The sequence below is a fragment of the Peteryoungia wuzhouensis genome (genome assembly GCF_003205195.1).
Classification (GTDB): domain Bacteria; phylum Pseudomonadota; class Alphaproteobacteria; order Rhizobiales; family Rhizobiaceae; genus Allorhizobium; species Allorhizobium wuzhouense.
In genome coordinates, this window is sequence record NZ_QJRY01000004.1 from 117124 (window position 1) to 142921 (window position 25798).

Here is a 25798-nt window from a genome sequence, read left to right on the forward strand (position 1 = left end):
GCTTCACCCGTCAATAGGCATTTTGCAGTTTTGTGAAGAGATTTTTTCAACCCCTTCGGCAGGCCTTACGCAGCAAGGAGTTTGTTCACTTCGTCGACGAGGTCACGAAGGTGGAAAGGCTTCGACAGGACCTTCGCATCCTTCGGTGCCTTCGAATCGGCGTTCAGGGCAACGGCGGCAAAGCCGGTGATGAACATGACTTTCAGGTCCGGATCGAGTTCGGTGGCGCGGCGCGCCAGCTCGATGCCATCCATTTCCGGCATGACGATGTCGGTCAGGAGAAGGGAGAAGGGCTCTTCGCGCAGGCGGTCATAGGCGCTCGCCCCGTTGTCGAAGGAGGAAACTTTGTAACCCGCCTTTTCCAACGCTTTCACCAGGAACCGGCGCATGTCGTTGTCATCTTCGGCGAGAAGGATTTTCTGTGTCATTTAGGGACCGCTGTATTCGATTGCATGGGACGCTCGCAGCCGCTCACTCTAGGTCCTGCCCAGTAAAGAACCGGTGAACAACGAAAAAGTGAGCCCGCTCCGCCATTTCCGGCAGTATGGACTTTGCACCTGCCGACTGGCAACATGGAGAACACAACAAGTTTGTGACTTGGTAAAGAAGAGGCATTGGGGAGCGGATGACCAACGAATTCGAGCCTTTCGAGATTCGCGAACCCGCCGTTCAGACCATTCCCTTCGTGTATAACTCGCCCCATAGCGGCCGCTGCTATCCGAGTGCTTTCCTCGATGAGTCGCGGCTCGATGATCTCTCCATACGCCGTTCCGAGGATCACTACGTCGACGAGCTGTTTTCTGCGGCGCCCAGTTTCGGTGCGCCCATGCTGGTCGCGAATTTTCCGCGCGCCTATGTCGACGTCAACCGCGAGCCCTATGAGCTCGACCCGCGCATGTTCTCCGATCCGCTGCCGCCCTACGCCAACAGCAATTCCGCGCGGGTGGCCGGCGGGCTCGGCACCATTCCCAGGATCGTTGCCGAAAACATGGAAATCTATGCGGGGCGCATGCCGCTCGCCTCGGCGATGGAGCGGATCGAGACCTGCTACAAGCCCTATCACGCCTGCCTGCGCAAGCTGATCGCCCGCACCCATGCCCGCTTCGGGCTCGGCGTTCTGATCGACTGCCATTCGATGCCCGGCAATATCCGGGTTGCCGGCAGCGGCGTGAAGCCCGACTTCATCGTCGGCGACCGGTACGGCACGAGCGCTTCGGCAGAGCTGTCGCGGGCAGCCCTCCAATTCCTCGAGGAACTCGGCTTTGCCGCCGTGCGCAACAAACCCTATGCCGGCGGTTTCATCACCGAACATTACGGCCGGCCGGCACGGGACCTGCACGCGCTGCAGATCGAGGTCAATCGCTCGATCTATATTGACGAGTCGACGCTGGAGAAGCGGCCGGATTTCGATGTGCTGGCAGGCTCTCTCGCGATCTTCATGGGCCAGATGGCCGATTTCGTCGCCGACTATTTTGGCGACCAGGCCCTGGCGGCCGAATAGGCGACTTTCTCCCCGCTCTCCGAACCCGGCAAACCGCTCGTTGAACCCTGCGGGCGCGCGCCCCTGCCTGCTTGGTTCGAAGACAAAAAAAACCGCGCACGGGGCGCGGCTTCAAGTCTAGGGAGGAAACACCCAAGGAGGGTATTTACAGTCAAAGACTGTGGTTCAGACGTTATGTGCTGCAGTGCACCATTGTCAAGTTGAATTTTGGTGCTTTTTTGGGCGTGGCGAAAAAATGCGCAGTTCTGCGTTTGGGCCCTGAAACGCGGGGGGATGACGGGAGGCGGTTTTCTTTCGCTCCGACAGGCTTTAAGACTGGCGCCCTCACTCCTCAGACGGAACCTCTCATGCGCCCCACCCGTGATTTCTTTTTTCGCCTCGCCGATGCCGCCAAGGCCGAGACCCTGCCGCGTTTCCGCTCCGGCCTGTCCGTCGTGAACAAGGAGGCGCAGGGCTTTGATCCGGTCACCGAGGGCGACCAGGCGGCCGAGACGGCCATCCGCCGGCTGATCGAGGCTGAGTTCCCGACCCATGGCATTCTCGGCGAGGAGCACGCCAATATCCGCATGGACAGCGAAGAGGTCTGGGTCATCGATCCGATCGACGGGACGCGGGCGTTCATCTCAGGCGTTCCCGTGTGGGGCACGCTGATCGGCTTTCAGGAGCGGGGGCGCTCCGTCATGGGGCTGATGGAGCAGCCGTTCACCGGTGAACGCTATTTTGCCGATGGCGAGAAATCCTGGTATTTCGGCCCCGATGGGGAACGGCAGAACCAGGTGCGTGACTGCGGCTCCCTCGAAAACGCAATCCTGTTCACCACCTCGCCGCATCTCTTCCGGGATTGGGAGGTCGAGCGGTATCAGGCGGTGCAGGACCGGGCGAAACTCTTCCGCTACGGCGTCGACTGCTACGCCTATTGCCTGCTTGCGGCCGGGCATATCGACCTCGTGATCGAGACGGTCCTGAAACCCTATGACGTCGGCGCGCTGATCCCGATCATCGAGCAGGCGGGCGGCGTGATCACCACCTGGGATGGCGGGCGGCCGGAAGCGGGCGGCTCGATCATCGCGGCCGGCTCCAAGGCCGTGCATGCCGAGGTCATGGAGATGCTGAAGCGTCGCTAAGCGTGTGGTCTTAGGCGTCGAGGCGGCTGTCGGTCAGTTCGCCGACAGGATCGGCTTCCTGGGGCTCGCCGCCGGGCATGAAGGCGAAGAGGGCGGCCAGCGCCTGGGAGCGATAGCGATCCTGCTCCTGCAGGATTTCGTGACGGGCGCCTGATATCGGCACCAGCTGTCCGGCGCGGAAATATTGTGCCAGCGATTCCTGGTAGTGATAGGGCACGATCGGGTCATTGCCCGGCGCGACGATGACAGTCGGCACCGTAATCGAGGCGAGGTGGCGCGGGTCGCGCACCTGGGCAATCGCCTTTTGGCTTTCATAGAGCCAGCGTGCGGTCGGTGGGCCTAGAAACAGTTCCGGATGCTCCGCCACGAGCCGCTGGTTGCGGGCGAAGCGCTGCGGATCTGTCGTCAGCGGATTGCCGTCGAAATCCTTGCGCGGTTCGTCCTTGTTGAGGCAGATCCCGCCGAGGCCGGTGAAGGTGGCGAGCGTCGCCAGGCGGCGGATGTTGTCCGGCGAGGTTTTCTGGCCGCCCAGCCCGACAAAGGGGGCCGTCAGCACCATGCGCTCGATGCGGTTGGCAAGCCGCGGGGCTGCCTTCAGCGCAATCAGCCCGCCGGTCGAATGGGCGACCAGGAAGAAGGGCAGGCGAGTGTCGGGCAGAACGATCTGCTCAAGGAAAATCTCGAGATCTCGGACGTAATGGTCGAAGCGGCCGACATGACCCTTGCGCGGGTCCTTGATCAGGCGATCCGAGCTGCCCTGTCCGCGAAAATCGTATGTCGCCACCCAGAAGCCGCGTTCATTCATCTCGCGGATCGTCTCGAAATATTTCTCGATGGTCTCGTTGCGGCCGTGCAGCAGCACGATGGTGCCACGGGTGGTCTCGGCGCTGGACTTGAAGACCGCATAGCGCAGGTTTGCGCCGCGATACCCCTTGAAGGTGCCGACGAGCGGGGTTCCGGGAATGGGGTTTCCGGGCGTGGCGTGAAGTCTTGCTTCCATCCTCACAACTGCCTGTCCGTTGAGCGCGGTTTCCTTGTTCCGGGATAGGATGGCCCCCGCAAAAGGTCAAAGAAAAAAGCCGGAACCCCATATGGAGATATGCGGTTCCGGCGAAATCGACCGGAGTGGAAGGGGCGATATCCCCGGCCTATCGGGTTCGAGACAACCGATGGAGATGGTTTAAAGCGAGGGGGCTGAACCCGTCTTGAACCTCTCGTTCACGCGGGATTCATCGGCTGCATTTCGCTGTTCAGACGGATGATCTTGAATTCCGAAAACCGATTTCCCACATCGGTGATGCGGACGCCGAAAGGGTCCGTAACCTTCGCCGACATCGCCCGTTGCGGGATGTGCGCGAACCCCAAAACGCCAACGTCGCTTCAAGGAGGACACAATGCGTCACGTCGATTTTTCCCCGCTCTACCGCTCCACCGTCGGTTTCGACCGCCTGTTCACGATGCTCGACAGCCTCGGACAGCCGGAGCAGGCCCAGAGCTATCCGCCCTACAACATCGAACGCACCGGTGATAACCTCTACCGGATCACCATGGCTGTTGCCGGTTTCGACGAAAGCGAGCTTTCGATCGAGGCGCATGCGCATGTGCTGACCGTGAAGGGTGAGAAGGCCGAAGACGAGAAGGCCGAGCAGAGCGAATTCCTCTATCGCGGCATTGCCAAGCGCGCCTTCGAGCGCCGCTTCCAGCTTGCCGACCACGTCGAGGTCACCGCCGCTTCGCTGAAGAACGGGCTGCTGCACATCGATCTCCTGCGCAACATTCCGGAAGCCATGAAGCCGCGCCGGATTTCGATTGCTGCGGAAGCCGCCGGTGCGGCGCCGAAGGCCATCGAGGCACACGTGAACTAAGACACACGCATTTGCGAAATGTGGAAGGCGGTGGGCGAAGGCCCGCCGCCTTTTTGCGTTTCAGGTCACTGCATTCGTCTGGTCCAGAGCGTGCAGAGCAGCTTGTCGAGGGAAAGGACGCCGGCGCCCTTCACCGCGAGATATAGCAGCGGAAAGATCCAGAGCAGGCGCTGGTCGAGGATCACGCTGTCGGGAAAACGATCGAAGAGCGCGCCGATGGTCGCGGCATCGACTTTGTGGACGAGAATGTCGGTCAGGCTCTGGACGAGGATGAAGCCGATCATGCCGGCGGCGGCGATGCGGGTGAAGAGACCGAGGACGACGAGCACCGGGAGGATCGCTTCGCCATAGGTGCCGAAGATCACCATCAGGCCCCAGGGAAAGACGGCAACGGCCGAGACATCGCCACCAGCGGCATCCACTGCCGGCAGCGCAATCTGGTAATAGGCGCTGTCGCTGATCGCAAAGAGGCCATCGAACTTGGTCAGTGCCGAATTCCAGTAATAGGGAAGCAACACTGCGGCGAAGACGGCGCGTGCCGCAAGGCCGAGGAACCACCTGTCGAGCCGCCGTTCGACGGCCATGACGGCACGGTCGTAGAGGCCTTTGAGGGACTGGAGCTGGCGGATCATGACGGTTTCCTTGTCTCCGGCGACCTCAGGTCGCTGAAGGCGCCACTGGCAAGTGTGAGGGTGAGCAGACCGGCTATGTCGGTTCCGGGTGTTGCGTTTTCGGCCGAATCGCAGGCTTCGGCGAAGGTGCTTCCCGTCATCAGGGCCTTGAGGAAAGCGCAGGCTTCAACCGTCAGAACGGTTACCGAGACATCAAAGGCGGGGCGTGTGATCAGCACGGCCTCAGGCATGAACGGGTCCAGGCCGTCGAGCGGCTGGCCGGCCCGGTCACGGCCGACAATGCTCCCGGCCGCGTGGGGCAACTTTAGCAGCCGGCTTGCCGGATGCGGTTCAAAACGGATGGTTGCGAGGGCGTCCGGATCGATGGAGCCGAGCGCCTGCGGGGCGAGCGGTGCGCGGTCCTCGGCGTGGAAGGCGTCGAGCCAGGCACGCTCGACGCGCGCCACATCGGGGAGAAAGGGCAGGGCGCCGGCCGGCGCGAAGGTTTCGATGAAGGCCGGAAAATTGGCGCCATAGGTGAACATCAGCGGCGATGTTGGCAGGTTGTGCAACACATAGGCATGGGCCATGGCGCGGAAGAACTCTTCGCCCACGAGGTTCTGCAGGCTGGGGTAGATCGCGGCGAGCGCATCGACCAGCGAGACTGCGACATTGTTGCGGTAGACGGCAAAACGACGGGTCGCGGGTTTGCCGCCCGGACGACTGAGGCCGTCCGGTGGCGGGAGGTCGCGGTTTTGCAGGGCGGCGGCGAAAGCACCGCTGGTGACAGGATCAGGACGCATGGCGCAGACCCAGGCGCTGCTCGCCGAACAGATGCAGGAGGGCGTCAGCCCGCTCGGCTTCGCGCTTGAGGATCGGCCAGTCGGGCACGTCGTTGTCCCATTCGATCAGGGTCGGGAGCGGCCCAGTGTGGCCCAAGACCTCGCGGTAGAGCGACCAGACCACATCGTCCACCGGCCGGTCGTGGCTGTCGATCAGGAGCGGCTGGCCGATGTCGTCTTCATCCGTCGCGTGGCCGGCGAGGTGGATTTCCTCGACTAAGAGCAGCGGGAAGTCGGCGAGATACTCCAGTGCGCCGTAGCCGTGATTGGTGGCGGAGACATGCACATTGTTGATGTCGAGCAGCAGGCCGCAGCCGGTGCGCCGCGCAATCGCCCGGATGAAATCCGTCTCACGCATGGTGGCGGCTTCGAAGGCCACGTAGGTCGAGGGGTTTTCGAGCAGGATCCGGCGTCCCAATGCCTCCTGGATCTGGTCGATATGGTCGCAGACGCGGCTCAGCGTTTGTTCGTCATAGGGCACGGGCAGGAGGTCGTTGAGAAAGTGGTCGTCATGGGTCGACCAGGCCAGATGTTCTGAGACCATGGCCGGCTGATAGCGGTCGACGACGGATTTGAGCCGGGCGAGGTGCGCAGGGTCCAATCCTCGCGGGCTGCCGATCGACAGGCCGACGCCATGCACCGAGAGTGGAAAATCCTCGCGCATGCGGGTGAGGATGCGGTGGGGATGGCCACCAGCGCCCATGTAGTTTTCCGCGTGCACTTCGAGAAAGCCGATGCGGAAGGAATCGGCAAGGATCGCATCGGCATGCTGAGGCTTGAAGCCTGCACCGCTGCGGGGCGGCAATCCCGCCGTGACGTGCGGGTTCGCCATCAAGGTCGGTGACTGTGACATGGGGCGCTCCTCTGGTGCGACTTAGGGATCCGGCCGCATCCCGGCCGCTGCGGCAGTACCGCAGGGGCCGGGACGGGGAAGGCTCAGGCCTTGGGGAGGTCGCGGTCGAGGGCTTCGAGCGAACCCATGCGGCCGTCGGGGAGCGCCATGGTCAGGCAGGTGCCCTTGGCGACGTAGGACCAGGAGTTGCCCTGGTAGTCGACCTTCGAGGTTCCGGCGCAGGTGGTGCCGGCGCCAGCAGCGCAGTCGTTCTTGCCGGCCATGGCGACGCCGAAGCACTTTTCCTTTTCCTGTGCGGCGGCCGGACCCGACAGGAGGGCGGCCGCGCCGACGGCCATGGTGACGGCGGCGGCGAGTGCTGCGGCGTTGGTGGTGTACTTGCTCATGATGCTTCTCCTCGGATCGTGAAGCTGTTTCCCAAACCAGCCCGATCAGGGGCTGGTGAAGGGATCATGGCGAGGAGAGGAGGCCTTGGGAAATCAATGATTATTGTATTCTTGTTGTTCGATATGCTTGTAAGAAGCGCGCCTCTCAGACGACTTCTATGAATTGATCGACTTCTTCTCTGGTCGTCGCGAAGCTTGTTACCAGGCGCAAAAGGGTTTCATTGGCGCCGAGCAGATGCGGCATGTCGCGCGGCGGGAGCCAGTCATAGACCATGGCGCCCTTGGCACGGGCGCGGGCAACCGCGTCCTTGTCGGCGACGGCAAAGACCTCGTTGGCGGTCGTTTCCCAGGCGAGGCGGGTGGTGTTCTTGGCCGTGAGGCCGGCGCGCAGGCGGTCGGCCATGGCATTGGAATGGCTGGCGAGCTCCAGCCACAGATCGTTTTCCAGATAGGCTTCAAGCTGGGCAGAGATGAAGCGGGTCTTGGAGAAGAGCTGGGCGGAGCGCTTGCGGATATAGGGCATCTCCTCTGCCATTTCGGGTTTGAAGAAGATGATGGCTTCGGCGCACCAGCAGCCGTTCTTGGTGCCACCGAAGGAAAGGATGTCGACGCCGCGCTTCCAGGTCATTTCGGCCGGGCTTGCCTTCAGCGCGACCAGCGCATTGGCGAAGCGGGCACCATCCATGTGGAGGGGCAGGTTCTTTGTCTTCGCGATTGCGGCAATCGCATCCAGTTCGTCGAGCGAATAGACGGTGCCGGCCTCGGTGGCCTGGGTCACGGTGATCGCCATGGGGCGGCCGTGATGCACGGAGGGCACGTCGAAGCGGGAGACGGCAATGTCGAGCGCTTCCGGATCGATCTTGCCGTTGTCGCCTTCGACCGGGAAGAGCCGGGTCGCACCGGTGAGGAATTCCGGGGCGCCGCCTTCGTCGGAATTCACATGGGCATCATAGTGGCAGAAGGTGACGCCACCGGCCTTGGCGACGCTTGCAAGGGCCAAGGAGTTGGCGGCGGTGCCCGTGGCGACGAAGAAGACCGCGACTTCGCGTTCGAACATGTCGTTGAACTTCGCCTCGATCAGCTTGTCGTGGTCGCTGGTGCCGTAGGCTGCGGCATAACCGGAGGCGAAGCGGGTCAGGCTTTCGGCAATCTTGGGATGGGCGCCGGACCAGTTGTCGGATGCGAAGAACATGGGATCATTTCCTGAGCCAGGGGAGGGTTTCCGGAGATTAGGCATTTCCGCGACGTGATCAATCCGGTCCGCGGCGGACCATGTCGCGTTGGTCAATTCCGCAAGAAGGCGAATAGCAGGGATGCTGACGTGAAATAAAATTGCGCAGGAGGGTGCTGCATGGCAATTTAGCGTCCGGTGGCCGGTTAATTTTCCGTGCGTCCCCTTGCAAGGCCGCTTACATTCTGTCATAGAAATTTTCAAAATTAGGTCAGATTGATTGACCTAATTCGAGTTTCGGGATCTCGAACTCTGGTGTCATGCGGTGGTGATGTAACCCGGTCAGGGTGGGTCTCCGTCGTCTGGCGCCCGAAACTGCGAAGGGTCCCAGATCAACCCGCCCGGTTCTGCCGGGCCCCATAGGAGGGAAGGCCATGACGCGCATCACGTCATCCGAAGAGAACATGCGGTCCGCGAGCGCGGAATCGACTGGCGGCAAGCCGGTTGCGCGCGGTCTTCCTGCCAAGCAGGGTCTCTACGACCCGAAGAACGAACACGATGCCTGCGGGGTCGGTTTCATTGCTCATATGAAGGGCGTGAAGTCGCACCAGATCGTCAAGGATGGCCTGTTCATCCTGGAGAACCTGACCCATCGCGGCGCCGTTGGTGCCGATCCTTTGATGGGCGACGGTGCCGGCATTCTCGTGCAGATCCCCGATCGCTTCTTCCGCGAGGAAATGGCCGCCCAAGGCATCACCCTGCCGAAGGCGGGGGAATATGCCGTCGGTCACTTCTTCTTCCCGCAGGACGAAGAGCAGATCGTTCATTTCAAGAAGGTGATCGCCGAAGTCTGTCAGGCCGAGGGCCAGACCCTCATCGGCTATCGCGATGTGCCGGTCGACAATTCCTCGCTGTCCAAGGCGCCAGAGATTGCCGCAACCGAGCCGCGCCAGATCCAGGTCTTTATCGGCGCTGGCCGTGACGCCGCGACCCAGGAACAGTTCGAGCGTCGCCTGTTCCTGCTGCGCAAGGTGATCTCCAACCGCATCTACGATCAGTATGGCGGCCAGGAAACCGGCTTCTATCCGGTCTCGCTGTCGTCCTCGACGATCGTCTACAAGGGCATGTTCCTCGCCTATCAGGTCGGCGCCTATTACAAGGACCTCGCCGATCCGCGCTTCGAGTCGGCGGTTGCCCTCGTGCATCAGCGCTTCTCGACCAACACCTTCCCGTCGTGGAAGCTGGCGCATCCCTACCGCATGGTCGCCCACAACGGCGAAATCAACACGCTGCGCGGCAACGTCAACTGGATGGCGGCGCGCCAGGCGTCTGTCTCCTCGCCGCTCTTCGGCGACGACATCTCCAAGCTCTGGCCGATCTCCTATGAAGGTCAGTCGGATACGGCCTGTTTCGACAACGCGCTCGAATTCCTGCAGCGCGGCGGCTATTCGCTGGCGCATGCCGTGATGATGCTGATCCCGGAAGCCTGGGCCGGCAACCAGCTGATGTCGCCTGAGCGCAAGGCGTTCTACGAATACCATGCCGCGATGATGGAGCCGTGGGATGGCCCGGCCGCCGTCTGCTTCACCGATGGTCGCCAGATCGGTGCGACGCTCGACCGCAACGGTCTGCGTCCAGCCCGTTATCTCGTCACTGACGACGACCGCGTCATCCTCGCATCCGAAGCTGGCACGCTGCCGGTGCCGGAAGAGCGGATCGTCAAGAAGTGGCGCCTGCAGCCGGGCAAGATGCTGCTCATCGACATGGCGGAAGGCCGCATCATTTCCGACGAGGAAGTGAAGTCGTCGCTTGCCGGCAGCCATCCGTATCGCGAATGGCTCGATCGCACGCAGCTCATCCTCGAAGACCTGAAGCCGGTCGAACCCCGCGCGCTGCGTCGTGACGTGTCGCTGCTCGATCGCCAGCAGGCCTTCGGCTACACCACCGAAGACACCAAGATCCTGATGTCGCCGATGGCAACGACCGGCCAGGAAGCGATCGGCTCGATGGGTACCGATACGCCGATCTCGGCGATGTCGACCAAGTCGAAGCTGCTTTACACCTATTTCAAGCAGAACTTCGCGCAGGTGACCAACCCGCCGATCGATCCAATCCGCGAAGAGCTCGTCATGAGCCTCGTGTCGTTCATCGGTCCGCGTCCGAACATCCTCGACCATGAAGGCATGGCAAACGCCAAGCGCATGGAAGTGCGCCAGCCGATCCTGACCAATGGCGATCTCGAAAAGATCCGCTCCATCGGGCACATGGAAGACCGCTTCGACACCAAGACGCTCGACTTCACCTATGATGTGGAGCGTGGTGCCGAAGGCATGCCGGAAATGCTCGACCGTCTCTGCGAGCGGGCGGAAGCGGCCGTGCGCGGCGGCTACAACATCATCGTGCTTTCCGACCGCCAGATCGGTCCTGACCGGATCGCGATCCCGGCGCTGCTCGCGACCGCTGCCGTGCACCACCACCTGATCCGCAAGGGGCTTCGCACCTCGGTCGGTCTCGTCGTCGAATCGGGCGAGCCGCGCGAAGTGCATCACTTCTGCTGTCTCGCCGGTTACGGTGCGGAAGCGATCAATCCCTATCTCGCCTTCGATACGCTGACCGACATGCACAAGCATGGCGAATTTCCGAAGGAAGTGTCGGAAGACGAAGTCGTCTATCGCTACATCAAGGCTGTGGGGAAAGGCATCCTCAAGGTCATGTCCAAGATGGGCATCTCGACCTACCAGTCCTATTGCGGCGCGCAGATCTTTGACGCGATCGGGCTCTCCTCCGAACTGGTCGATAAGTATTTCTTCGGCACGGCGACGATGATCGAAGGCATTGGCCTGACCGAGATCGCCGAAGAGACCGTCGCCCGTCACAGTTCCGCGTTCGGCAAGGATCCGGTTCTCGCCAATACGCTCGATATCGGCGGTGAATATGCCTATCGCATGCGTGGCGAAAACCATGCCTGGAGCCCTGATTCGATCGCGTCGCTGCAGCATGCCGTGCGTGGCAACAGCCAGGACCGCTACCGCGAATTCGCCGAGATGGTGAACGACAGCAATCTCAGGATGAACACCATTCGCGGGTTGTTCAAGATCAAGTCGGCGGAGGCGCTCGGCCGCAAGCCTGTGTCGGTCGATGCGGTGGAACCGGCGGTCGAGATCGTCAAGCGCTTCTCGACGGGTGCGATGTCCTTCGGCTCGATCAGCCGCGAGGCGCATACGACGCTTGCCATCGCCATGAACCGGATCGGCGGCAAGTCGAACACCGGTGAGGGCGGCGAGGAGAGCGATCGTTATCTGCCGCTGGCTGACGGGTCTTCGAACCCCGAGCGTTCGGCGATCAAGCAGATCGCGTCCGGCCGCTTCGGTGTCACCACCGAATATCTCGTCAATGCCGACATGCTGCAGATCAAGGTCGCGCAGGGTGCGAAGCCCGGCGAAGGCGGCCAGCTGCCCGGCCACAAGGTCGATGCAACGGTTGCCAAGACGCGTCACTCGACGCCGGGTGTGGGTCTCATTTCGCCGCCGCCGCATCACGACATCTATTCGATCGAAGATCTGGCGCAGCTGATCTACGACCTGAAGAACGTCAACCCTGAGGCCGATGTCTCGGTCAAGCTCGTCTCGGAAGTCGGTGTCGGGACGGTTGCCGCCGGCGTTGCCAAGGCACGCGCCGACCATATTACCGTCTCCGGCTTCGATGGCGGAACGGGTGCCTCGCCGCTCACCTCGCTGAAGCACGCCGGTTCTCCCTGGGAAATCGGCCTTGCCGAGACCCAGCAGACGCTGGTGCTGAACGGGCTTCGTTCGCGCATCGCGCTGCAGGTCGATGGTGGTCTGAAGACCGGCCGCGACGTGATCATCGGCGCGCTGCTCGGTGCCGATGAATTCGGATTTGCCACCGCTCCGCTGATTGCGGCCGGTTGCATCATGATGCGCAAGTGCCACCTCAACACCTGCCCGGTCGGCGTTGCGACCCAGGACCCGGTCCTGCGCAAGCGCTTCAAGGGCACGCCGGAGCACGTCATCAACTACTTCTTCTTCGTGGCTGAAGAAGTGCGCGAAATCCTCGCTTCGCTTGGCGTTACCAAGCTGGACGAGATCATCGGCGCTTCCGAGCTTCTGGAAAAGGACGAGATGCTCGCGCACTGGAAGGCCAAGGGGCTCGACTTCTCCAAGATCTTCCACAAGGTCGACGCGCCGAAGTCCGCCACCTACTGGACCGAAAAGCAGAACCACCCGATCATCGACATTCTCGACCGCAAGCTGATCGAGAAGGCGATGCCGTCGCTCGAAAACAAGCAGCCTGTCGTCTTCGATGTCGACATCAAGAATGTCGACCGCTCGGCCGGCGCCATGCTCTCGGGCGAAGTCGCCATGCGTCATGGCCACAAGGGTCTGAAGGACGACACCATTCACGTCACGCTGACCGGCACGGCCGGCCAGTCCTTCGGCGCCTTCCTGGCGCGTGGCATCACCTTTGATCTCGTCGGTGACGGCAACGACTATGTCGGCAAGGGTCTTTCGGGTGGCCGCATCATCGTGCGTCCGCCGGAAAATGCCCGCATCATCGCGGAAAACTCGATCATCGTCGGCAATACCGTGCTTTACGGCGCGATCTCCGGTGAGTGCTATTTCCGCGGTGTGGCCGGCGAGCGTTTTGCCGTGCGCAACTCGGGTGCGATCGCCGTCGTCGAGGGCGTCGGCGACCATGGCTGCGAATACATGACGGGCGGCGTGGTCGTCGTCCTTGGTCAGACGGGCCGCAACTTCGCGGCGGGCATGTCGGGCGGCGTGGCTTACGTGCTCGACGAGAGCGGCGATTTCGCCAAGCGCTGCAACATGGCCATGGTCGAACTCGAGCCGGTTCCGGAAGAGGATGACATGCTGGAGAAGCTGCACCATCACGGCGGCGACCTCATGCACAAGGGCCTGGTCGACGTGTCGGGCGACATGACCCGCCACGACGAGGAGCGCCTCTACCAGCTGATCTCGAACCATCTGCATTACACGGGCTCGAACCGCGCCAAGCAGATCCTCGACAGCTGGGCCGAGTATCGTCCGAAGTTCCGCAAGGTCATGCCGGTCGAATATCGTCGTGCGCTTGAGGAAATGGAACGCATGCGCATGGGCGTGGCTGCGGAATAAGTTCTAATGGTCCAATTGTTGTGATATGCTTTCGGCATATCGCAATCATGAGGTCCGGCATGAACGAGCATGTGAAAGACGCAGGTGAAGGTGGCGAGGTTGCAGTCGCCATCTTCAAGAATGGTCGAAGCCGGGCGGTTCGTATCCCGAAGGAGTTCGATCTTGAAGGTGATCGCGCCGTCATGGTGCGGCAACCGGATGGCTCGATCCTGATGCGGACGGCAGTGACTGCTGGACTGATCGAGTATCTGAAACAGGCGGAAGCCTGGAGCGGAGAGGATTTCGTCGAGAATGATGATGATCTGGCGCCGCTTGATGAGGTCGAGATCTGATGCGGTACATGCTCGATACCAACATCGTCTCGGCGATCGTGAGGGATCCGCGTGGAAAGGTGCTCGAACGACTGCTCGAGGTTGGCGAGGAGAACGCCTTTATCAGCATCATCACCCACGGTGAGATCTGGTACGGCGTGAAGAAGAATGGCTCGGAGGAGCTGTCACAGAAGGTGTCGGCGGTGACGCGACGTCTTTATGTGGCGCCGCTCCAACTGCCGAGCGACCAGCGCTATGCCGATGTCCGGCTGGCGCTGAGGCAGGGCAAGAATATCGGTCCAAACGACCTTTGGATCGCGGCACATGCCCTGGCGCTCGATGCTGTGCTGGTGACGGACAACAAGAGTGAGTTTTCCCGGGTTCCGGGATTGCAGATCGAGAACTGGCTGCGATAGCGGCGGAGATTGAGGAAAGTAGACATGGGCAAGGTTACAGGTTTCATGGAAATCGACCGGCAGGTGGCGAAGTATCAGCCGGCCTCCGACCGCATCCGCCATTTCCGCGAATTCACCATCCCCATGTCGGATGCTGAGGTCACCAAGCAGGCGGCGCGCTGCATGGATTGCGGCATTCCCTATTGCCATGGTCCGACCGGCTGTCCTGTTCATAACCAGATCCCGGATTGGAACGACCTCGTCTATAACAACAAGTGGGAGGAGGCGATCCGCAACCTCCACTCGACGAACAATTTTCCGGAATTCACCGGCCGCGTCTGCCCCGCACCCTGCGAGGAAGCCTGCACGCTGAACCTTGAAGACACGCCGGTTGCGATCAAAACGGTCGAGCAGGCGATTGCCGACAAGGCCTATGAACTCGGTTTCATCGTGCCGCAGCCGGCGACCATCCATACCGGCAAGAAGGTCGCCGTCATCGGGTCGGGTCCGTCGGGGCTTGCGGCTGCCCAGCAGCTCGGTCGCGCCGGCCACGAGGTGCATGTCTACGAGCGCGAAACCAAGCCCGGTGGCCTGCTGCGTTATGGCATTCCGGACTTCAAGATGGAGAAGAACTTCATCGATCGCCGCGTCGAGCAGATGAAGGGCGAAAACGTTACCTTCCATTGCGGCGTCAATGTCGGCGTCGACGTGACCGTCGAGAAGCTCCGCGCGGACTATGACGCCGTGCTTTATTGCGGTGGCTCGGAAACCCCGCGCGAAGCCGGCATACCCGGCGTCGAGTTCCACGGCGTGCATGACGCCATGCCCTACCTTGTCCAGCAGAACCGCCGCGTCGGTCGCGAGAACATCGACAGCAATGGCTGGCCGGCCGATCCGATCCTCGCCGGTGGCAAGCATGTCGTCGTCGTCGGTGGTGGCGATACGGCCTCCGACTGTGTCGGCACGGCCTTCCGCCAGGGTGCCGTCAAGGTCACCCAGCTCGACATCCGCCCGCGTCCGCCACAGACGGAAGACAAGCTCGCCGTCTGGCCCTTCTGGGCCACCAAGATGCGCACCTCGTCCAGTCAGGCCGAAGGCGCCAACCGCGAATTCCAGGTGGCAACGCTCGAATTCGTCGGCGAAGACGGCGTGCTGACCGGCGTGAAGTGCTGCCAGGTGGATGAGCGCCGCAAGCCGATCCCGGGCACGGAATTCATCATCAAGGCCGATCTCGCCTTCATCGCCATCGGCTTCTCGGGCCCGTTCACCGACAGCGTGCTGAAGGAACTGGACGGCAAGCTGGAACTCAACACCGACCGCCGCGGCTCGACCAATGTGGTTGCCAACGACAAGGACTATCGCTCGTCGGTCGACAAGGTCTGGGTGGCCGGCGACGCCCGTCGCGGCCAGTCGCTCGTCGTCTGGGCGATCCGCGAGGGACGCCAGGCGGCGCGTGCGATCGACGAGGCGCTGATGGGCGAGAGCGTGTTGCCGCGGTGAGCGGGAACCTCCGAATGAGCGATACAAAGGGTCGCCTGCGGGCGGCCCTTTTTGCTATCGGCGATCAGGGAGTGGCGGTCGTCGCGACCGGACGCTGCACATAATCGACGCGCCCGGCCGGCGGGTCGGGGAGCTTGCCGTTTCGGACGAGCATGTCGCGCGGCGTCTTGGTGCTGCTGGCGGGCAGCGGTGCGCCGCCTAGAAGTTCGGTCGCGCCGTCGAGTTCAGGGTCGAAGAGGTCGATCGGCGGTGTGCTGACGATGCCCTTGGCTTCGACCGGCGGGAGGTCGATCAGGCTCGGAAGATTGGTCGCGTCGAGCCGCACCAGATCCGGGCTGCTCATGTCGCCCAGCAGCCGGCGCACGGATTTCTCCACATAGAAGGCAAGCTTGCGTTTGCCGGGGGCGGTGAAGCCGATGCCGTCATTGCCGCGCAGGCGCACCGGTTGGCCGTTGATGTCGGAGCCGGTCACGATGAAGCGGCCGTCCTGGTCGACGAAGCCGTCCCAGACATCGACGAATTCGCCGTTCAATTTCTCGACGCTGGTGCGATAGAGCGTGTTGAGGCGCAGGGCATCGGCCGTCATGTTCTGTGGGCGGAAGGCCGGCAGGCCGACCCAGATCAGCGGCACCTTTGCCTTGGTCGCGACTTCGGCCAGTGCCGTGACACGGGTAGCATAGGCCGAGAACCATTCGTCGGTGCGGAAATCGTATTTTGCGGTAGGGGTCACCAGTTGCTGGCGGTCGTTAGCACCGATCTGGACGACGACGACGCTCGGGCGGAGTTCGGAGATGAGGCCCGGAAGGGTGCCGGTCCAGTCGTAGAAATCATCACGGACAAGGCCGGATGAACCATTGGCGCGGGTTTCGATCAGCACGCCCGGTGCGTCTTCGAAGGCGCTCTTCAGGCCCTCGCCGAGACCGCCGGCCACGAAGTCGCCGATCACCAGAACCTTCTTGGCATTGTCCAGCTTGGCCGGTGGCGGCGGGGCGGGCGGCACCGCGCGGCTGGTCGGCGTGCGGGTGTCGATCGTCGTGATGCTGCCGCCGGTCTTCTTGCGCGGCCGCTGCTCGCGGATCGGGCGCCTGACATCGCGCGGCGGCAGATATTCGGGTTGGCGCTGGCCGAACAGCACGTCGAACAGGGTACGGCGCCGCTCCAGCTGCTGCGCCTGCGTGTCTGCGGCCATGAAGGCCGGCGCAGCCACAAGGACGGCGAGCGCGAGGCTGGCGATCCGGGTGAGGCGAGTGAAAGAAACGCGCCGAATTGTCATTGCGATCTCCTCCCGCTGCGGCCATGGGTCGGCTGATACGATGCGGCCGACGCGATGCCCGTTGTGGAGCGCGTCGGCCGTCAAGTCAATCTGCGGTTCGCCGTCAGGTGGACCGGATCAGTTGCGCAGGGCCTCCAGCAGCACGCGCGATGGCTGGCCGTCTGCGGCCATGCCGAGGCGTTGCTGGATGGCGGTGATGGCGGCCTTGGAGCCGGAGCCGAAATTGCCGTCGATCTTGCCGTCGTAATAGCCGAGCGCCTGCATGCGGGTCTGAAGCTCGAACTTCTCCTTCATGTCGAGCGTGCCGTTCGGCCGCGGCCAGCGCTGCTGCATGCCGCCATAACCGGCGATCTCGTCGGCGAGCAGGCCGACACCCAGTGCATAGCTGTCGGCGGCGTTGTAGCGCTTGATGACGAAGAAGTTCTTGGTCATCAGGAAGCCTGGGCCGTTCGAACCGCCGAGCAACTTCAGTTCGGCACGCTCGGCACCGTTCTTGAAGCCCTTGCCGGAGGGACGCGCGAAGCCGAGCGCCTGCCACTGGGCGAGCGTCTTGGTCTGGCCGGCAAATTTGCTGCCGCCCTGCGGGACGACGGCTTCGTAGCCCCAGGTGCGGCCGGTCTGCCAGCCGTTCTTGGCAAGCAGGTTCGCGGCCGTGGCGAGCGCATCCGGTATCGAGTGCCAGATGTCCTTGGTGCCATTGCCATCGGCATCAATGCCGTAAAGCAGATAGCTCGACGGGATGAACTGGGTGTGGCCCATGGCCCCGGCCCAGGAGCCCATCAGGTTCTTATTTGAGACGTCGCCGTTCTGCAGCATCTTCAGCGCCGCGATCAGCTGGGTGCGGGCGTATTTCGCGCGCTTCTTGTCGGCATAGGCGAGCGTTGCCAGCGAGCGTGGCACATTGTGCAGGCGGTCGGGGCGTTCGAGCGCAGCACCGTAATTCGATTCCATCGACCAAATGGCGAGGATGACGTGTTTGTCGACGCCGAAGTGATTCTCCAGCGCCTTCAGCAACCCACCATGCTTGGCGAGCATCTCCTGGCCGATCCGCACGGTGTAGGGGTTCACCCGGCTGTCCAGATAGTCCCAGATCTCCGACTTGAATTCCGGCTGATAGGCCGCCTTTTCCAGCACAAACTGGTCTGGTTCCTTCACGCCGTCAAAGGCCTTGCGATAGGTGCGCTCGGAAATGCCGCTCTTGGCGGCGACGGGATAGAAGTCGCGAATCCATTTCTGGAAGCCGGCATCGGCGAAGGCCTGCACCGGCATCAAGGCCGTCGACAGGGTCAAGGCGATTGCGCCGAGAAGGCTGGGATGGTGTCGTTTCATGGGCATCTCCCCTTTCGTTCTTCGGTATGCAGCCGGAACAAAGGCTGTTCACGCAAGGTTAATGCTGTTCGGTCAACAAACCTTTACCATGTGGTCCGGCCAGGCCCTCGTCTTTCATTCGCCTTTGCGATTTCTAAGCACTTCTATGTTACTGGCCGTGACTGCGGTATGATGGCGTAAATCGATTAGATCCTCGAGGAGGAATGAGTGGTTCAGACTAAGAAGCTCCGCAAAGCCGTTTTTCCCGTTGCCGGCCTCGGCACACGCTTTCTGCCCGCGACCAAGGCGGTGCCGAAGGAAATGCTGACCGTCGTCGACAAGCCTGTCATCCAGTATGTGGTTGACGAGGCGATCGAGGCGGGCATCGAGCATTTCGTCTTCGTGACGGGACGCGGCAAGGCGGTCATCGAGGACTATTTTGACATCCAGTTCGAACTTGAGCAGACGCTGAAGGCCCGCAACAAGAACGCCGAACTGTCACTCCTGAGCGATCTGCAGCCGACGGCCGGGCAGACCAGCTTTACGCGTCAGCAGGAACCGCTCGGCCTTGGCCATGCCGTCTGGTGCGCCCGCGACATCGTCGGTCATGAACCCTTCGCGCTGCTCCTGCCTGACATGATTATGCGCGGTGAAAAGGCTTGCCTCAAGGGCATGGTCGAACTTTATGAAAAAACCGGCGGCAATATTGTGGCCGTTGAGGAATGCGCGCCCGACCAGGCGCACAAATACGGCATCGTCGGTGTGGGCGAGGCGCTCGAAGGCGGGTTCCAGATCACGGAGATGGTGGAGAAGCCGGCCAAGGGGACCGCACCTTCGAACTTCTTCATCAATGGCCGCTACATCCTGCAGCCCGAGATCTTCGAGATCCTGTCGACCCAGGAACGCGGCGCCGGCAACGAAATCCAGCTGACCGATGGCATGCTGAAGCTTGCCAAGAGCCAGGATTTCGCGGGTTATCACTTCAAGGGCCAGACGTTCGACTGCGGCGCCAAGGATGGTTTCATCCTCGCCAATGTCGCCTTCGCGATCGAGCGTCCGGACATCCGTCCGGTCATCGAGCAGGAACTGAAGGCGATCCTCGCCGCTCTGAAATAAGCCAATCGAATTGGCTGACCGCCGGGCCTCAGCGCTTGGCGGTCAGGCCGACCAGCGCCGTCACCGTATCGGTGTCACCGGCCGACTTGTAATCGTTGCGCTCATAGGTCAGGTCGGCCGTCGCATCGAGATAGCGATTGATCTTCCAGGTCAAACCGGCCCCAGCATTGTAAACCGTCTTGTCTGCCGATGCGCCCGCGTCGTCGTAGCGGCTCAGCGACGTGCCGCCGGTCAGCCGTGCGACGAGATTGCTGCGCAGCTCGTGGGCAAGGCTGACGTCGAGGCTGTGCACGCTTGCACCGCTGACGCCGGCCGCAGTCGAGGGATCGAGGGTCGTGGCGAGCGTCACGTCGACCGTTGTGCCCTCGCGCGGCGACCAGAAGAGGTTGCCATCCACCGTGACTGCGGAAAGATCGGCGAGACGGCTGTCGTCGAAGCGCTGCTGCTCGTAGCCGACCGCGATTTCGCCGCGCAGCTTTTCGCCGAGATCGACCGCCACGCCGGTCTTTGCGCCGTAAATGTCGGCCGAGCGGCGATAACCGCTGGAATCGACGCTGTCGTCATAGATCAGCTTGCCGGTGGTCGCTTCGACGAAGGGTGTGAGTGCGGTTGAGAGCTCCACGCCGAGGCGCGCGCTGATCGTCGCACGGGTGCGGTCACGGTCGCTGCGGTCGACGGTGGTGCCGTTGGAGAGTTCGGCGTCGGAGTACAGATAACGACTGGCCTTGGTGGCGATCGAGCCGCGCAGCAGGCCAAAATCGCGCTCGACCGAGACGCCGCCGTCGAACTGGTGCACGCCCGACTGGACGCTGGCACCCGAGATGGCGTTCGGATCGTTGGTGTCCTCGCGGCTGAAGCTGTAGGCGCCGGTGATGTTGGCAATGGTGTCGTCGGCGAGATCGAGCCGCAGGTTGGCGTCGATCCGGGCGCGGGGCTTGTCGGCGCCGTCACCCGACAGCGTTTCCTGCCATGCGCCTTCGCCGCCGATGGTCAATTCATGGCGGGACCAGTCGGAGGTGAGCGTACCCTTGAGGCCGGTTTCCGAGAAAACCCGCCGCTCACTGCCGGTTGCCGTCTTTTCCCGTTCAATGCCGATCTGCTGGTTGAGTGCGGGGCGCAGCACCAGCGTGCCGAGACGGATGCCCATGTCTCGCTCGTCATCGCGGCGAATACGGGCGGTAGCCGGGTTGTCGAGACGGGTTTCCCGGAGGTTCTGGCGGCCGAAATCGTCGTCCAGCGGCGCGATATCGGCATTTTCAACCGCCGGCTCCAGGAGCGGCGCAGGTGCTGCGGTCGCTGTTGTCGTCGGGTCGGTCACGACATTGGCGGCAGTCGGGTCCGTCGGCCCGGTCAGGGGCTCGGTGTCCGCAGAGGTGAGCAGAGTGCCATTGGCAGCCGTCAGCCGGTTTGGCGCAGCCACCGGGTTCGCCGTCACAGCCTGTTGGGCGGCAAGCGGCAAGGGCAGGGCAAAGACATGGGCGGCCAGCAAAGCGGCCATGCCGCGCAGCCCGAGGCGCTTGGCGCCCCGCAATCCCATCTTGCCATTCACTATCATCTGTCCGCCCGGCGCTCCGTCATGCTTACCGAAAGGTAAAGCCTGGTGGTTAATGATTGGTTTCGGTGCTGTGCGTCGATCGGGCCTGATTTACAGGCGTTGCCAAACGCAGTATGGGACGGCCATGATCAAGCGCGCCGTCAATCTCGTCGAAGCCAGTGCCACCCAGTCCGCGATCCGCGTGGTCGCGACCGAGCGGGAGGGGCTGCAGGTCCTGGAAGATGCGCTGGCGGGACCGCTGGCGGCTCCCTTCGGCAATGCCGTCAAGGCAATCGGCGACATCACCGGCCGTGTCATCGTCACGGGTGTCGGCAAGAGTGGCCATATCGGCTCGAAGATTGCCGCAACCTTCGCCTCGACCGGCACGCCCGCCTTCTTCGTGCATCCGGCAGAAGCCAATCACGGCGATCTCGGCATGATCGCCCAGGATGATGCGATCCTCGCGATCTCCTGGGGTGGCGAAACGGTCGAGCTGCAGGGCATCCTCAACTATTCGCGGCGCTTTTCCATTCCCCTCATCGCCATCACATCGGGCGAGACCTCGACGCTGGCCCGCAATGCCGATGTCGTGCTTCTGATGCCGAAGGTGCAGGAGGCCTGCCCGCATGGCCTGGCGCCGACGTCTTCCGCCGTGCTGCAGCTTGCCATCGGGGATGCCATTGCGATTGCGCTTCTGGAGGCGCGCGGCTTCAGCCCCAGCGATTTCCGCACCTTCCATCCCGGCGGCAAGCTGGGGGCGGCGCTCACCCATGTGCGCGACATCATGCATACCGGCGATCGGCTGCCGCTGGTGCCGCTCGGCACGTCGATGCCGGAGGCGGTCAAGACCTTGTCGCACAAACGCTTCGGCTGTGTCGGTGTGGTCGATGGCCAGGGCAAGCTCTGCGGCATCGTGACCGAAGGCGACATGGCCCGCAATCTGGCGCGGGATCTCTCGGTGCTCAACGTCGAAGACGTGATGACCCGCAATCCGAAGGTGATCCAGGGCGATGCGCTCGCCACCACGGCAGCGGCCACGATCAACAAGCTCGGCATCGGCGCGCTGATGGTGGTCGATGATCAGGATCAGCCGATCGGCCTCATACACTTCCACGATTTGCTGCGCATCGGCGTTGCCTGACGCAAGCTTCTGCTTGATCAGGCCTCATCCACCGTCAAATCACGGCCATTGCTCGCGACGACGCGAACCTGTGTGCCGGCCGCGAGATCCGGGCCGGAGACGATCCAGAACGTATCGTCCAGGCGGATGCGGCCGCGGCCTTCGCGGATCGGCTCGGCGAGCGTCGCGGTGCGGCCGATGAGGCTCGCGCCGCGCTGGTTGAGAAGCGGTTCGTCGCTGCCGACATCCGTGCGACCGTAATAGCGGCGTCCGGCGAGCGTGAAGAGCACGGCTGCCACGGCGAAGAACAGGGCCTGCACCTGCCAGGCCCAGGCGGCAAAGTCCCAGAGCAGCAGCGAGACTGCACCTGTCGCCAGGGCCGCAAGGCCGATCCAGACGAGAAAGACGCCCGGCATCAGCAATTCGGCGGCCAGCAACAGCATGCCGAGTATCCACCAGCTCCACGGACCGAGTTCGGCAATGATGCGGGCGATCATGCTCACGTCTCGCTGGAGGGGGCGAAGGGATTGACGGCCGGTGTGGGCCGTGGCGGTGCTGCGACACGCGGCGCGGCCGGCGGTGGTGTCGGCCTTGCCGGCTGGTCGCCGAAGACCTCACGCGCGATTGCGCCGATGCCGCCCAAGGTGCCGACCAGTGCCGAGGCTTCCATCGGCATCAGCACGATCTTGGAATTGTTCGCCGTGCCGATGGCGGTCATGGCTTCCGTGTATTTTTGTGCGACGAAGTAATTGATGGCATTGAGGTCACCGGCGGCGATCGCTTCCGAGACCATGCGGGTCGCCTTGGCTTCGGCTTCCGCCAGGCGCTCGCGGGCTTCGGCCTCGCGGTAGGCGGCCTCGCGCTGGCCTTCGGCTTCGAGGATCGCCGACTGCTTGGCGCCCTCGGCGCGCAGGATCTGGGCGTTGCGGAAACCTTCTGCTTCCAGGACCTGGGCGCGCTTCTCACGCTCGGCCTTCATCTGGCGGCCCATGGCATCGACGAGGTCGACCGGCGGCTGGATGTCCTTGATTTCGACGCGCGTGACCTTGATGCCCCAGGGACGCACGGCCTCGTCGACAACCTTCAGCAGGCGGTCGTTGATCACCTCGCGGTTGGACAGCAGCTCGTCGAGGTCCATGGAGCCCATCACCGAGCGGATATTGGTCATGGTGAGGTTCAGGATGGCGTTTTCGAGATTGGCCACCTGATAGGCCGCTTCGGCGGCATTCAGCACCTGATAGAAGGCCACCGCATCGGCAGAGACGGAGGCGTTGTCCTTGGTGATGACCTCCTGGGTCGGCACATCAAGCACCTGTTCCATGACATTCATCTTCGAACCGATGCGCTCGATGAAAGGCACGATCAGATTGAGGCCGGGTTCCAGCGTGCGGGTGTAGCGGCCAAATCGCTCGATTGTGTAGCGATACCCCTGTGGCACGGTCTTGATGCCGGCAAACAGAACGAGGACGACCAGGGCCACCAGTGCGATGACGACAATATCCGGACCTGCGAGCATGACGTGATTTTCTCCCCATTCGGCCGAGAACGGCCACCCATCATGGCGCTAACATCGGGATATGACGGGGGGATTGCAAGTGCCATTGCACGGTCCGGCGTGAATGCGGGTCATGCCAAGCCCGAGAAAGACAAAAGGCGGAGGGTGTCCTCCGCCTTTGATCCATTGGCCAACTTCTGCAGCCGTCGTGACGGCTGGGCTTGTCAGAACTCTTCCCAGTTGTCCTGCGCGACCGCGGCATTGCCGTGGGCGCGCGGGGCAGGGGCTGCGGCTCTCGCAGGCTGTGCCGGTGCACGCGGTGCAGCAGGGCGTGCGGCGGCGGCCGGCTGGCTGGGCCGCGCCATGGCGCGCGCGGTGTCGCGGAGTGCACCGGCCTGCGCTGTCTGGACACCATCGATCTGGAAGTGCGAGATCAGGTCGCGGAGCTTGGCGGCTTCGGCAGCGAGTGCGCCGGAGGCGGCATTCGATTCCTCGACCATGGCGGCGTTTTGCTGGGTCGTCTGGTCCATCGCGTTGACGGCGTGGTTGACTTCGGAGAGGCCGGTCGCCTGCTCCTTCGCCGAGATCGCGATCGCATCCATATGGGTGTTCATCTCGCTGATGAAGCCGCCGATGGTGCGCAGCGCTTCGCCCGTCTTGCGGACGAGATCGACGCCGCCGGCGACTTCCGCCGAGGAGTTCTGGATGAGCGCCTTGATTTCCTTCGCAGCATTGGCCGAGCGCTGGGCGAGTTCGCGGACTTCCTGAGCGACGACGGCAAAACCCTTGCCGGCTTCGCCTGCGCGGGCCGCTTCAACGCCAGCGTTGAGGGCCAGCAGGTTGGTCTGGAAGGCGATTTCGTCGATCACGCCGATGATGTTCGAGATCTGCTGCGAGGACCCTTCGATCCGGCGCATGGCCTCTTCGGCGCGGGCGACGACTTCCGACGACTGGTTGGCGGAGGTGTTGGCATGGGCGGCGACCGAGCGCGCTTCTTCGGTGCGCTTGGTCGAGTTCACCACATTCGCAGTGATCTCTTCGACGGCTGCGGCCGTTTCTTCCAGCGCCGCCGCCTGCTGCTCGGTGCGCTTGGACAGGTGGTCGGTGCCCGAGGCGATTTCGCGGGTGCCGGTTTCCATGGTCGCCACGCTGTTGGTGATGCCGGCGAGCGTTTCGTTCAACTGGCGAACCGAGAGGTTGAAGTCGTGACGCAGCTGTTCGAAATCAGGTGCGAAGGCTTCGTTGATCTGGAAGGCAAGGTCACCCGAGGCGAGACGCTGCAGACCGGCAGCCAGGCCGGAGGTTGCGATGCGCAGGCGCTCGGCCGCATCGGCTTCCGCACGCTGCTGGTCGGCGATGCGGTTTGCTTCCGCCTTCTGGCGATTGGTCTCGGCTTCGGCTTCAAGGCGCTTGTTGGCGATGGCGGCCTCGCGGAAGATCTGCATGGACCCGGCCATGCGGCCGATTTCGTCCTTGCCACCCTGTTCAATCACGACATCCAGATCACCATTGGCCAGGCGGGACGTGACGTCTGCCAGTTTGCCAAGCGGGCGGGAAACGAGCTGGAAGTTCAGGAAGCCCATGAGAACAGCGGCGGCGCCGACGACGAGCGATGCGATCAGGCTGACGCTCTGGACCATGTCCAGGGCCGCATGCTGGGTCGCCGTCGCGGCCGCAGCGCGGCTTGCCATGGAAGACTGCACTGCAGCGAGGCTGGTTTCGACCGCTTTGACGTAACGTGCGCCTTCACCCGTCACTTCGATGGCACGGGCGAGTTCAACGGTCTGCGGATCGCGCATCAGGAGGATCTGGCGTTCGACGACCTTGGTGGTCCAGTCCGCCACGGAGGCAAAGGCTTCCTTCAGTTTCGGAAGCTCAGCCGGAGACGACTCGGCGAATGTCTTTTCAAGCCTGCTCATGTCGGCCTTCATCTCGGCCAGGCCGCTGTCCACGGCCGCCGAATACTCGCGGTTGCCGGTGAGCAGGAAGGTCTTCAGATGCATGTCCGTGACAGACAGATCCGCGGAAAACTCAGTGATGGTGTCTACGAGCTGGTTGACGAGCTCGGTTTCCGCGACCTGGTGATTGGCTTCCAGTGCCCGGTTGTAGATGAAGGTTGACGATGCAATGGCGATGGCCGCCAAAATGCCGAAGGCGATGAAGCCCTTGGCGCTGACAGAAAGGTTCTTCAGCATATTTCGATCCAGTCTCGGTCTGAGAGAATGTGCAACATCATTTCTTGG

At 62.7% G+C, this 25798-nt stretch carries 22 protein-coding genes; 9 read left to right on the forward strand and 13 right to left on the reverse strand.

The window, feature by feature from the left end; all coding sequences use genetic code 11:
• Positions 1 to 65: 65 nt before the first annotated feature.
• Positions 66 to 428: a response regulator CpdR1 gene (gene cpdR1 / locus DMY87_RS12095; protein ID WP_006726917.1), complete on the reverse strand. Its 363-nt coding sequence runs from the start codon at positions 426 to 428 to the stop codon at positions 66 to 68.
• Positions 429 to 625: 197 nt separating this feature from the next.
• Between cpdR1 and DMY87_RS12100 the strand changes: the two genes are divergently transcribed.
• Positions 626 to 1501, forward strand: coding sequence for an N-formylglutamate amidohydrolase (locus tag DMY87_RS12100; protein WP_110791625.1), 876 nt, complete (start codon positions 626 to 628; stop codon positions 1499 to 1501).
• A 347-nt stretch (positions 1502 to 1848) separates the two neighbouring features.
• Positions 1849 to 2625 (forward strand): histidinol-phosphatase, encoded by a 777-nt coding sequence (gene hisN, locus DMY87_RS12105; RefSeq protein WP_110791627.1) that lies wholly within the window; start codon positions 1849 to 1851, stop codon positions 2623 to 2625.
• Positions 2626 to 2635: 10 nt separating this feature from the next.
• Here hisN and DMY87_RS12110 read toward each other — a convergent pair whose 3' ends face one another.
• The gene (locus DMY87_RS12110) at positions 2636 to 3625 is read right to left on the reverse strand and encodes an alpha/beta fold hydrolase (protein WP_110791629.1); all 990 of its coding nucleotides are present in this window, start codon (positions 3623 to 3625) and stop codon (positions 2636 to 2638) included.
• Between the two features lie 394 nt (positions 3626 to 4019).
• Here DMY87_RS12110 and DMY87_RS12115 point away from each other — a divergent pair, with 394 nt between their 5' ends.
• Positions 4020 to 4490 carry an Hsp20 family protein gene (locus DMY87_RS12115; RefSeq protein WP_110791631.1) on the forward strand — a complete coding sequence of 157 codons (471 nt, stop codon included), beginning with the start codon at positions 4020 to 4022 and terminating at the stop codon, positions 4488 to 4490.
• 65 nt (positions 4491 to 4555) lie between these two features.
• On the opposite strand, the gene DMY87_RS12120 is transcribed toward DMY87_RS12115, so the two are convergent.
• From DMY87_RS12120 to DMY87_RS12140, 5 genes are all read right to left on the reverse strand, one after another.
• The gene (locus tag DMY87_RS12120; RefSeq protein ID WP_110791632.1) at positions 4556 to 5122 is read right to left on the reverse strand and encodes a DoxX family protein; all 567 of its coding nucleotides are present in this window, start codon (positions 5120 to 5122) and stop codon (positions 4556 to 4558) included.
• Entirely contained in the window at positions 5119 to 5904 is a 786-nt protein-coding gene (locus DMY87_RS12125; protein ID WP_110791634.1) for an HvfC/BufC N-terminal domain-containing protein, read from the reverse strand. The genes DMY87_RS12120 and DMY87_RS12125 overlap by 4 nt, the downstream gene beginning before the upstream one ends.
• Positions 5894 to 6796: an MNIO family bufferin maturase gene (gene bufB / locus DMY87_RS12130; RefSeq protein ID WP_245408904.1), complete on the reverse strand. Its 903-nt coding sequence runs from the start codon at positions 6794 to 6796 to the stop codon at positions 5894 to 5896. Before bufB ends, DMY87_RS12125 begins: the two co-directional genes overlap by 11 nt.
• A gap of 83 nt (positions 6797 to 6879) precedes the next feature.
• Entirely contained in the window at positions 6880 to 7182 is a 303-nt protein-coding gene (locus DMY87_RS12135; protein ID WP_110791635.1) for a BufA1 family periplasmic bufferin-type metallophore, read from the reverse strand.
• Between the two features lie 145 nt (positions 7183 to 7327).
• The gene (locus DMY87_RS12140) at positions 7328 to 8374 is read right to left on the reverse strand and encodes a threonine aldolase family protein (RefSeq protein ID WP_110791637.1); all 1047 of its coding nucleotides are present in this window, start codon (positions 8372 to 8374) and stop codon (positions 7328 to 7330) included.
• 443 nt (positions 8375 to 8817) lie between these two features.
• Here DMY87_RS12140 and gltB point away from each other — a divergent pair, with 443 nt between their 5' ends.
• From gltB to DMY87_RS12160, 4 genes are read left to right on the forward strand one after another with little or no spacing between them, the layout of a single operon-like run.
• Positions 8818 to 13503 (forward strand): glutamate synthase large subunit, encoded by a 4686-nt coding sequence (gene gltB, locus DMY87_RS12145; protein ID WP_425353498.1) that lies wholly within the window; start codon positions 8818 to 8820, stop codon positions 13501 to 13503.
• A 59-nt stretch (positions 13504 to 13562) separates the two neighbouring features.
• Positions 13563 to 13835: an antitoxin gene (locus DMY87_RS12150; protein ID WP_165826211.1), complete on the forward strand. Its 273-nt coding sequence runs from the start codon at positions 13563 to 13565 to the stop codon at positions 13833 to 13835.
• Between the two features lie 8 nt (positions 13836 to 13843).
• Positions 13844 to 14230 carry a type II toxin-antitoxin system VapC family toxin gene (locus tag DMY87_RS12155; RefSeq protein WP_342588655.1) on the forward strand — a complete coding sequence of 129 codons (387 nt, stop codon included), beginning with the start codon at positions 13844 to 13846 and terminating at the stop codon, positions 14228 to 14230.
• A 24-nt stretch (positions 14231 to 14254) separates the two neighbouring features.
• A complete protein-coding gene (locus tag DMY87_RS12160) occupies positions 14255 to 15709 on the forward strand; it encodes a glutamate synthase subunit beta (RefSeq protein ID WP_110791643.1) in 1455 nt (484 codons plus the stop codon).
• A gap of 64 nt (positions 15710 to 15773) precedes the next feature.
• On the opposite strand, the gene DMY87_RS12165 is transcribed toward DMY87_RS12160, so the two are convergent.
• Both DMY87_RS12165 and DMY87_RS12170 read right to left on the reverse strand, forming a co-directional pair.
• Positions 15774 to 16982: an SGNH/GDSL hydrolase family protein gene (locus tag DMY87_RS12165; RefSeq protein WP_110791644.1), complete on the reverse strand. Its 1209-nt coding sequence runs from the start codon at positions 16980 to 16982 to the stop codon at positions 15774 to 15776.
• A gap of 117 nt (positions 16983 to 17099) precedes the next feature.
• Positions 17100 to 18317: a lytic murein transglycosylase gene (locus DMY87_RS12170; RefSeq protein ID WP_165826213.1), complete on the reverse strand. Its 1218-nt coding sequence runs from the start codon at positions 18315 to 18317 to the stop codon at positions 17100 to 17102.
• Between the two features lie 201 nt (positions 18318 to 18518).
• On the opposite strand from DMY87_RS12170, the gene galU reads away from it, so the two are divergent.
• Complete coding sequence (gene galU, locus DMY87_RS12175) at positions 18519 to 19406, forward strand: UTP--glucose-1-phosphate uridylyltransferase GalU (protein ID WP_110791646.1); 888 nt, start codon at positions 18519 to 18521, stop codon at positions 19404 to 19406.
• Between the two features lie 28 nt (positions 19407 to 19434).
• Here galU and DMY87_RS12180 read toward each other — a convergent pair whose 3' ends face one another.
• A complete protein-coding gene (locus DMY87_RS12180) occupies positions 19435 to 20961 on the reverse strand; it encodes an outer membrane beta-barrel protein (protein WP_110791647.1) in 1527 nt (508 codons plus the stop codon).
• Positions 20962 to 21085: 124 nt separating this feature from the next.
• On the opposite strand from DMY87_RS12180, the gene DMY87_RS12185 reads away from it, so the two are divergent.
• Positions 21086 to 22081, forward strand: a complete 996-nt coding sequence (locus DMY87_RS12185) for a KpsF/GutQ family sugar-phosphate isomerase (RefSeq protein ID WP_110791648.1) — start codon at positions 21086 to 21088, stop codon at positions 22079 to 22081.
• 17 nt (positions 22082 to 22098) lie between these two features.
• Here the strand turns inward: DMY87_RS12185 and DMY87_RS12190 are convergent, their stop codons facing one another.
• From DMY87_RS12190 to DMY87_RS12200, 3 genes are all read right to left on the reverse strand, one after another.
• Positions 22099 to 22557, reverse strand: a complete 459-nt coding sequence (locus DMY87_RS12190) for an NfeD family protein (RefSeq protein WP_110791649.1) — start codon at positions 22555 to 22557, stop codon at positions 22099 to 22101.
• 2 nt (positions 22558 to 22559) lie between these two features.
• A complete protein-coding gene (locus DMY87_RS12195; protein WP_110791651.1) occupies positions 22560 to 23576 on the reverse strand; it encodes an SPFH domain-containing protein in 1017 nt (338 codons plus the stop codon).
• Between the two features lie 203 nt (positions 23577 to 23779).
• Entirely contained in the window at positions 23780 to 25750 is a 1971-nt protein-coding gene (locus tag DMY87_RS12200; protein ID WP_110791653.1) for a methyl-accepting chemotaxis protein, read from the reverse strand.
• Between the last annotated feature and the right edge of the window lie 48 nt (positions 25751 to 25798).

Bases quoted from the DNA above. Each gene is read 5' to 3' on its own strand.
- hisN (WP_110791627.1), top strand. From the start codon at position 1,849: ATGCGCCCCACCCGTGATTTCTTTTTTCGCCTCGCCGATGCCGCCAAG.
- cpdR1 (WP_006726917.1), bottom strand. From the start codon at position 428: ATGACACAGAAAATCCTTCTCGCCGAAGATGACAACGACATGCGCCGG.
- DMY87_RS12100 (WP_110791625.1), top strand. From the start codon at position 626: ATGACCAACGAATTCGAGCCTTTCGAGATTCGCGAACCCGCCGTTCAG.
- DMY87_RS12170 (WP_165826213.1), bottom strand. From the start codon at position 18,317: ATGCCCATGAAACGACACCATCCCAGCCTTCTCGGCGCAATCGCCTTG.
- DMY87_RS12155 (WP_342588655.1), top strand. From the start codon at position 13,844: ATGCTCGATACCAACATCGTCTCGGCGATCGTGAGGGATCCGCGTGGA.
- DMY87_RS12200 (WP_110791653.1), bottom strand. From the start codon at position 25,750: ATGCTGAAGAACCTTTCTGTCAGCGCCAAGGGCTTCATCGCCTTCGGC.
- DMY87_RS12190 (WP_110791649.1), bottom strand. From the start codon at position 22,557: ATGATCGCCCGCATCATTGCCGAACTCGGTCCGTGGAGCTGGTGGATA.
- DMY87_RS12135 (WP_110791635.1), bottom strand. From the start codon at position 7,182: ATGAGCAAGTACACCACCAACGCCGCAGCACTCGCCGCCGCCGTCACC.
- DMY87_RS12165 (WP_110791644.1), bottom strand. From the start codon at position 16,982: ATGACAATTCGGCGCGTTTCTTTCACTCGCCTCACCCGGATCGCCAGC.
- DMY87_RS12140 (WP_110791637.1), bottom strand. From the start codon at position 8,374: ATGTTCTTCGCATCCGACAACTGGTCCGGCGCCCATCCCAAGATTGCC.
- DMY87_RS12195 (WP_110791651.1), bottom strand. From the start codon at position 23,576: ATGCTCGCAGGTCCGGATATTGTCGTCATCGCACTGGTGGCCCTGGTC.
- gltB (WP_425353498.1), top strand. From the start codon at position 8,818: ATGCGGTCCGCGAGCGCGGAATCGACTGGCGGCAAGCCGGTTGCGCGC.
- DMY87_RS12150 (WP_165826211.1), top strand. From the start codon at position 13,563: ATGAACGAGCATGTGAAAGACGCAGGTGAAGGTGGCGAGGTTGCAGTC.
- DMY87_RS12125 (WP_110791634.1), bottom strand. From the start codon at position 5,904: ATGCGTCCTGATCCTGTCACCAGCGGTGCTTTCGCCGCCGCCCTGCAA.
- bufB (WP_245408904.1), bottom strand. From the start codon at position 6,796: ATGTCACAGTCACCGACCTTGATGGCGAACCCGCACGTCACGGCGGGA.
- DMY87_RS12110 (WP_110791629.1), bottom strand. From the start codon at position 3,625: ATGGAAGCAAGACTTCACGCCACGCCCGGAAACCCCATTCCCGGAACC.
- DMY87_RS12185 (WP_110791648.1), top strand. From the start codon at position 21,086: ATGATCAAGCGCGCCGTCAATCTCGTCGAAGCCAGTGCCACCCAGTCC.
- DMY87_RS12120 (WP_110791632.1), bottom strand. From the start codon at position 5,122: ATGATCCGCCAGCTCCAGTCCCTCAAAGGCCTCTACGACCGTGCCGTC.
- DMY87_RS12160 (WP_110791643.1), top strand. From the start codon at position 14,255: ATGGGCAAGGTTACAGGTTTCATGGAAATCGACCGGCAGGTGGCGAAG.
- DMY87_RS12115 (WP_110791631.1), top strand. From the start codon at position 4,020: ATGCGTCACGTCGATTTTTCCCCGCTCTACCGCTCCACCGTCGGTTTC.
- DMY87_RS12180 (WP_110791647.1), bottom strand. From the start codon at position 20,961: ATGATAGTGAATGGCAAGATGGGATTGCGGGGCGCCAAGCGCCTCGGG.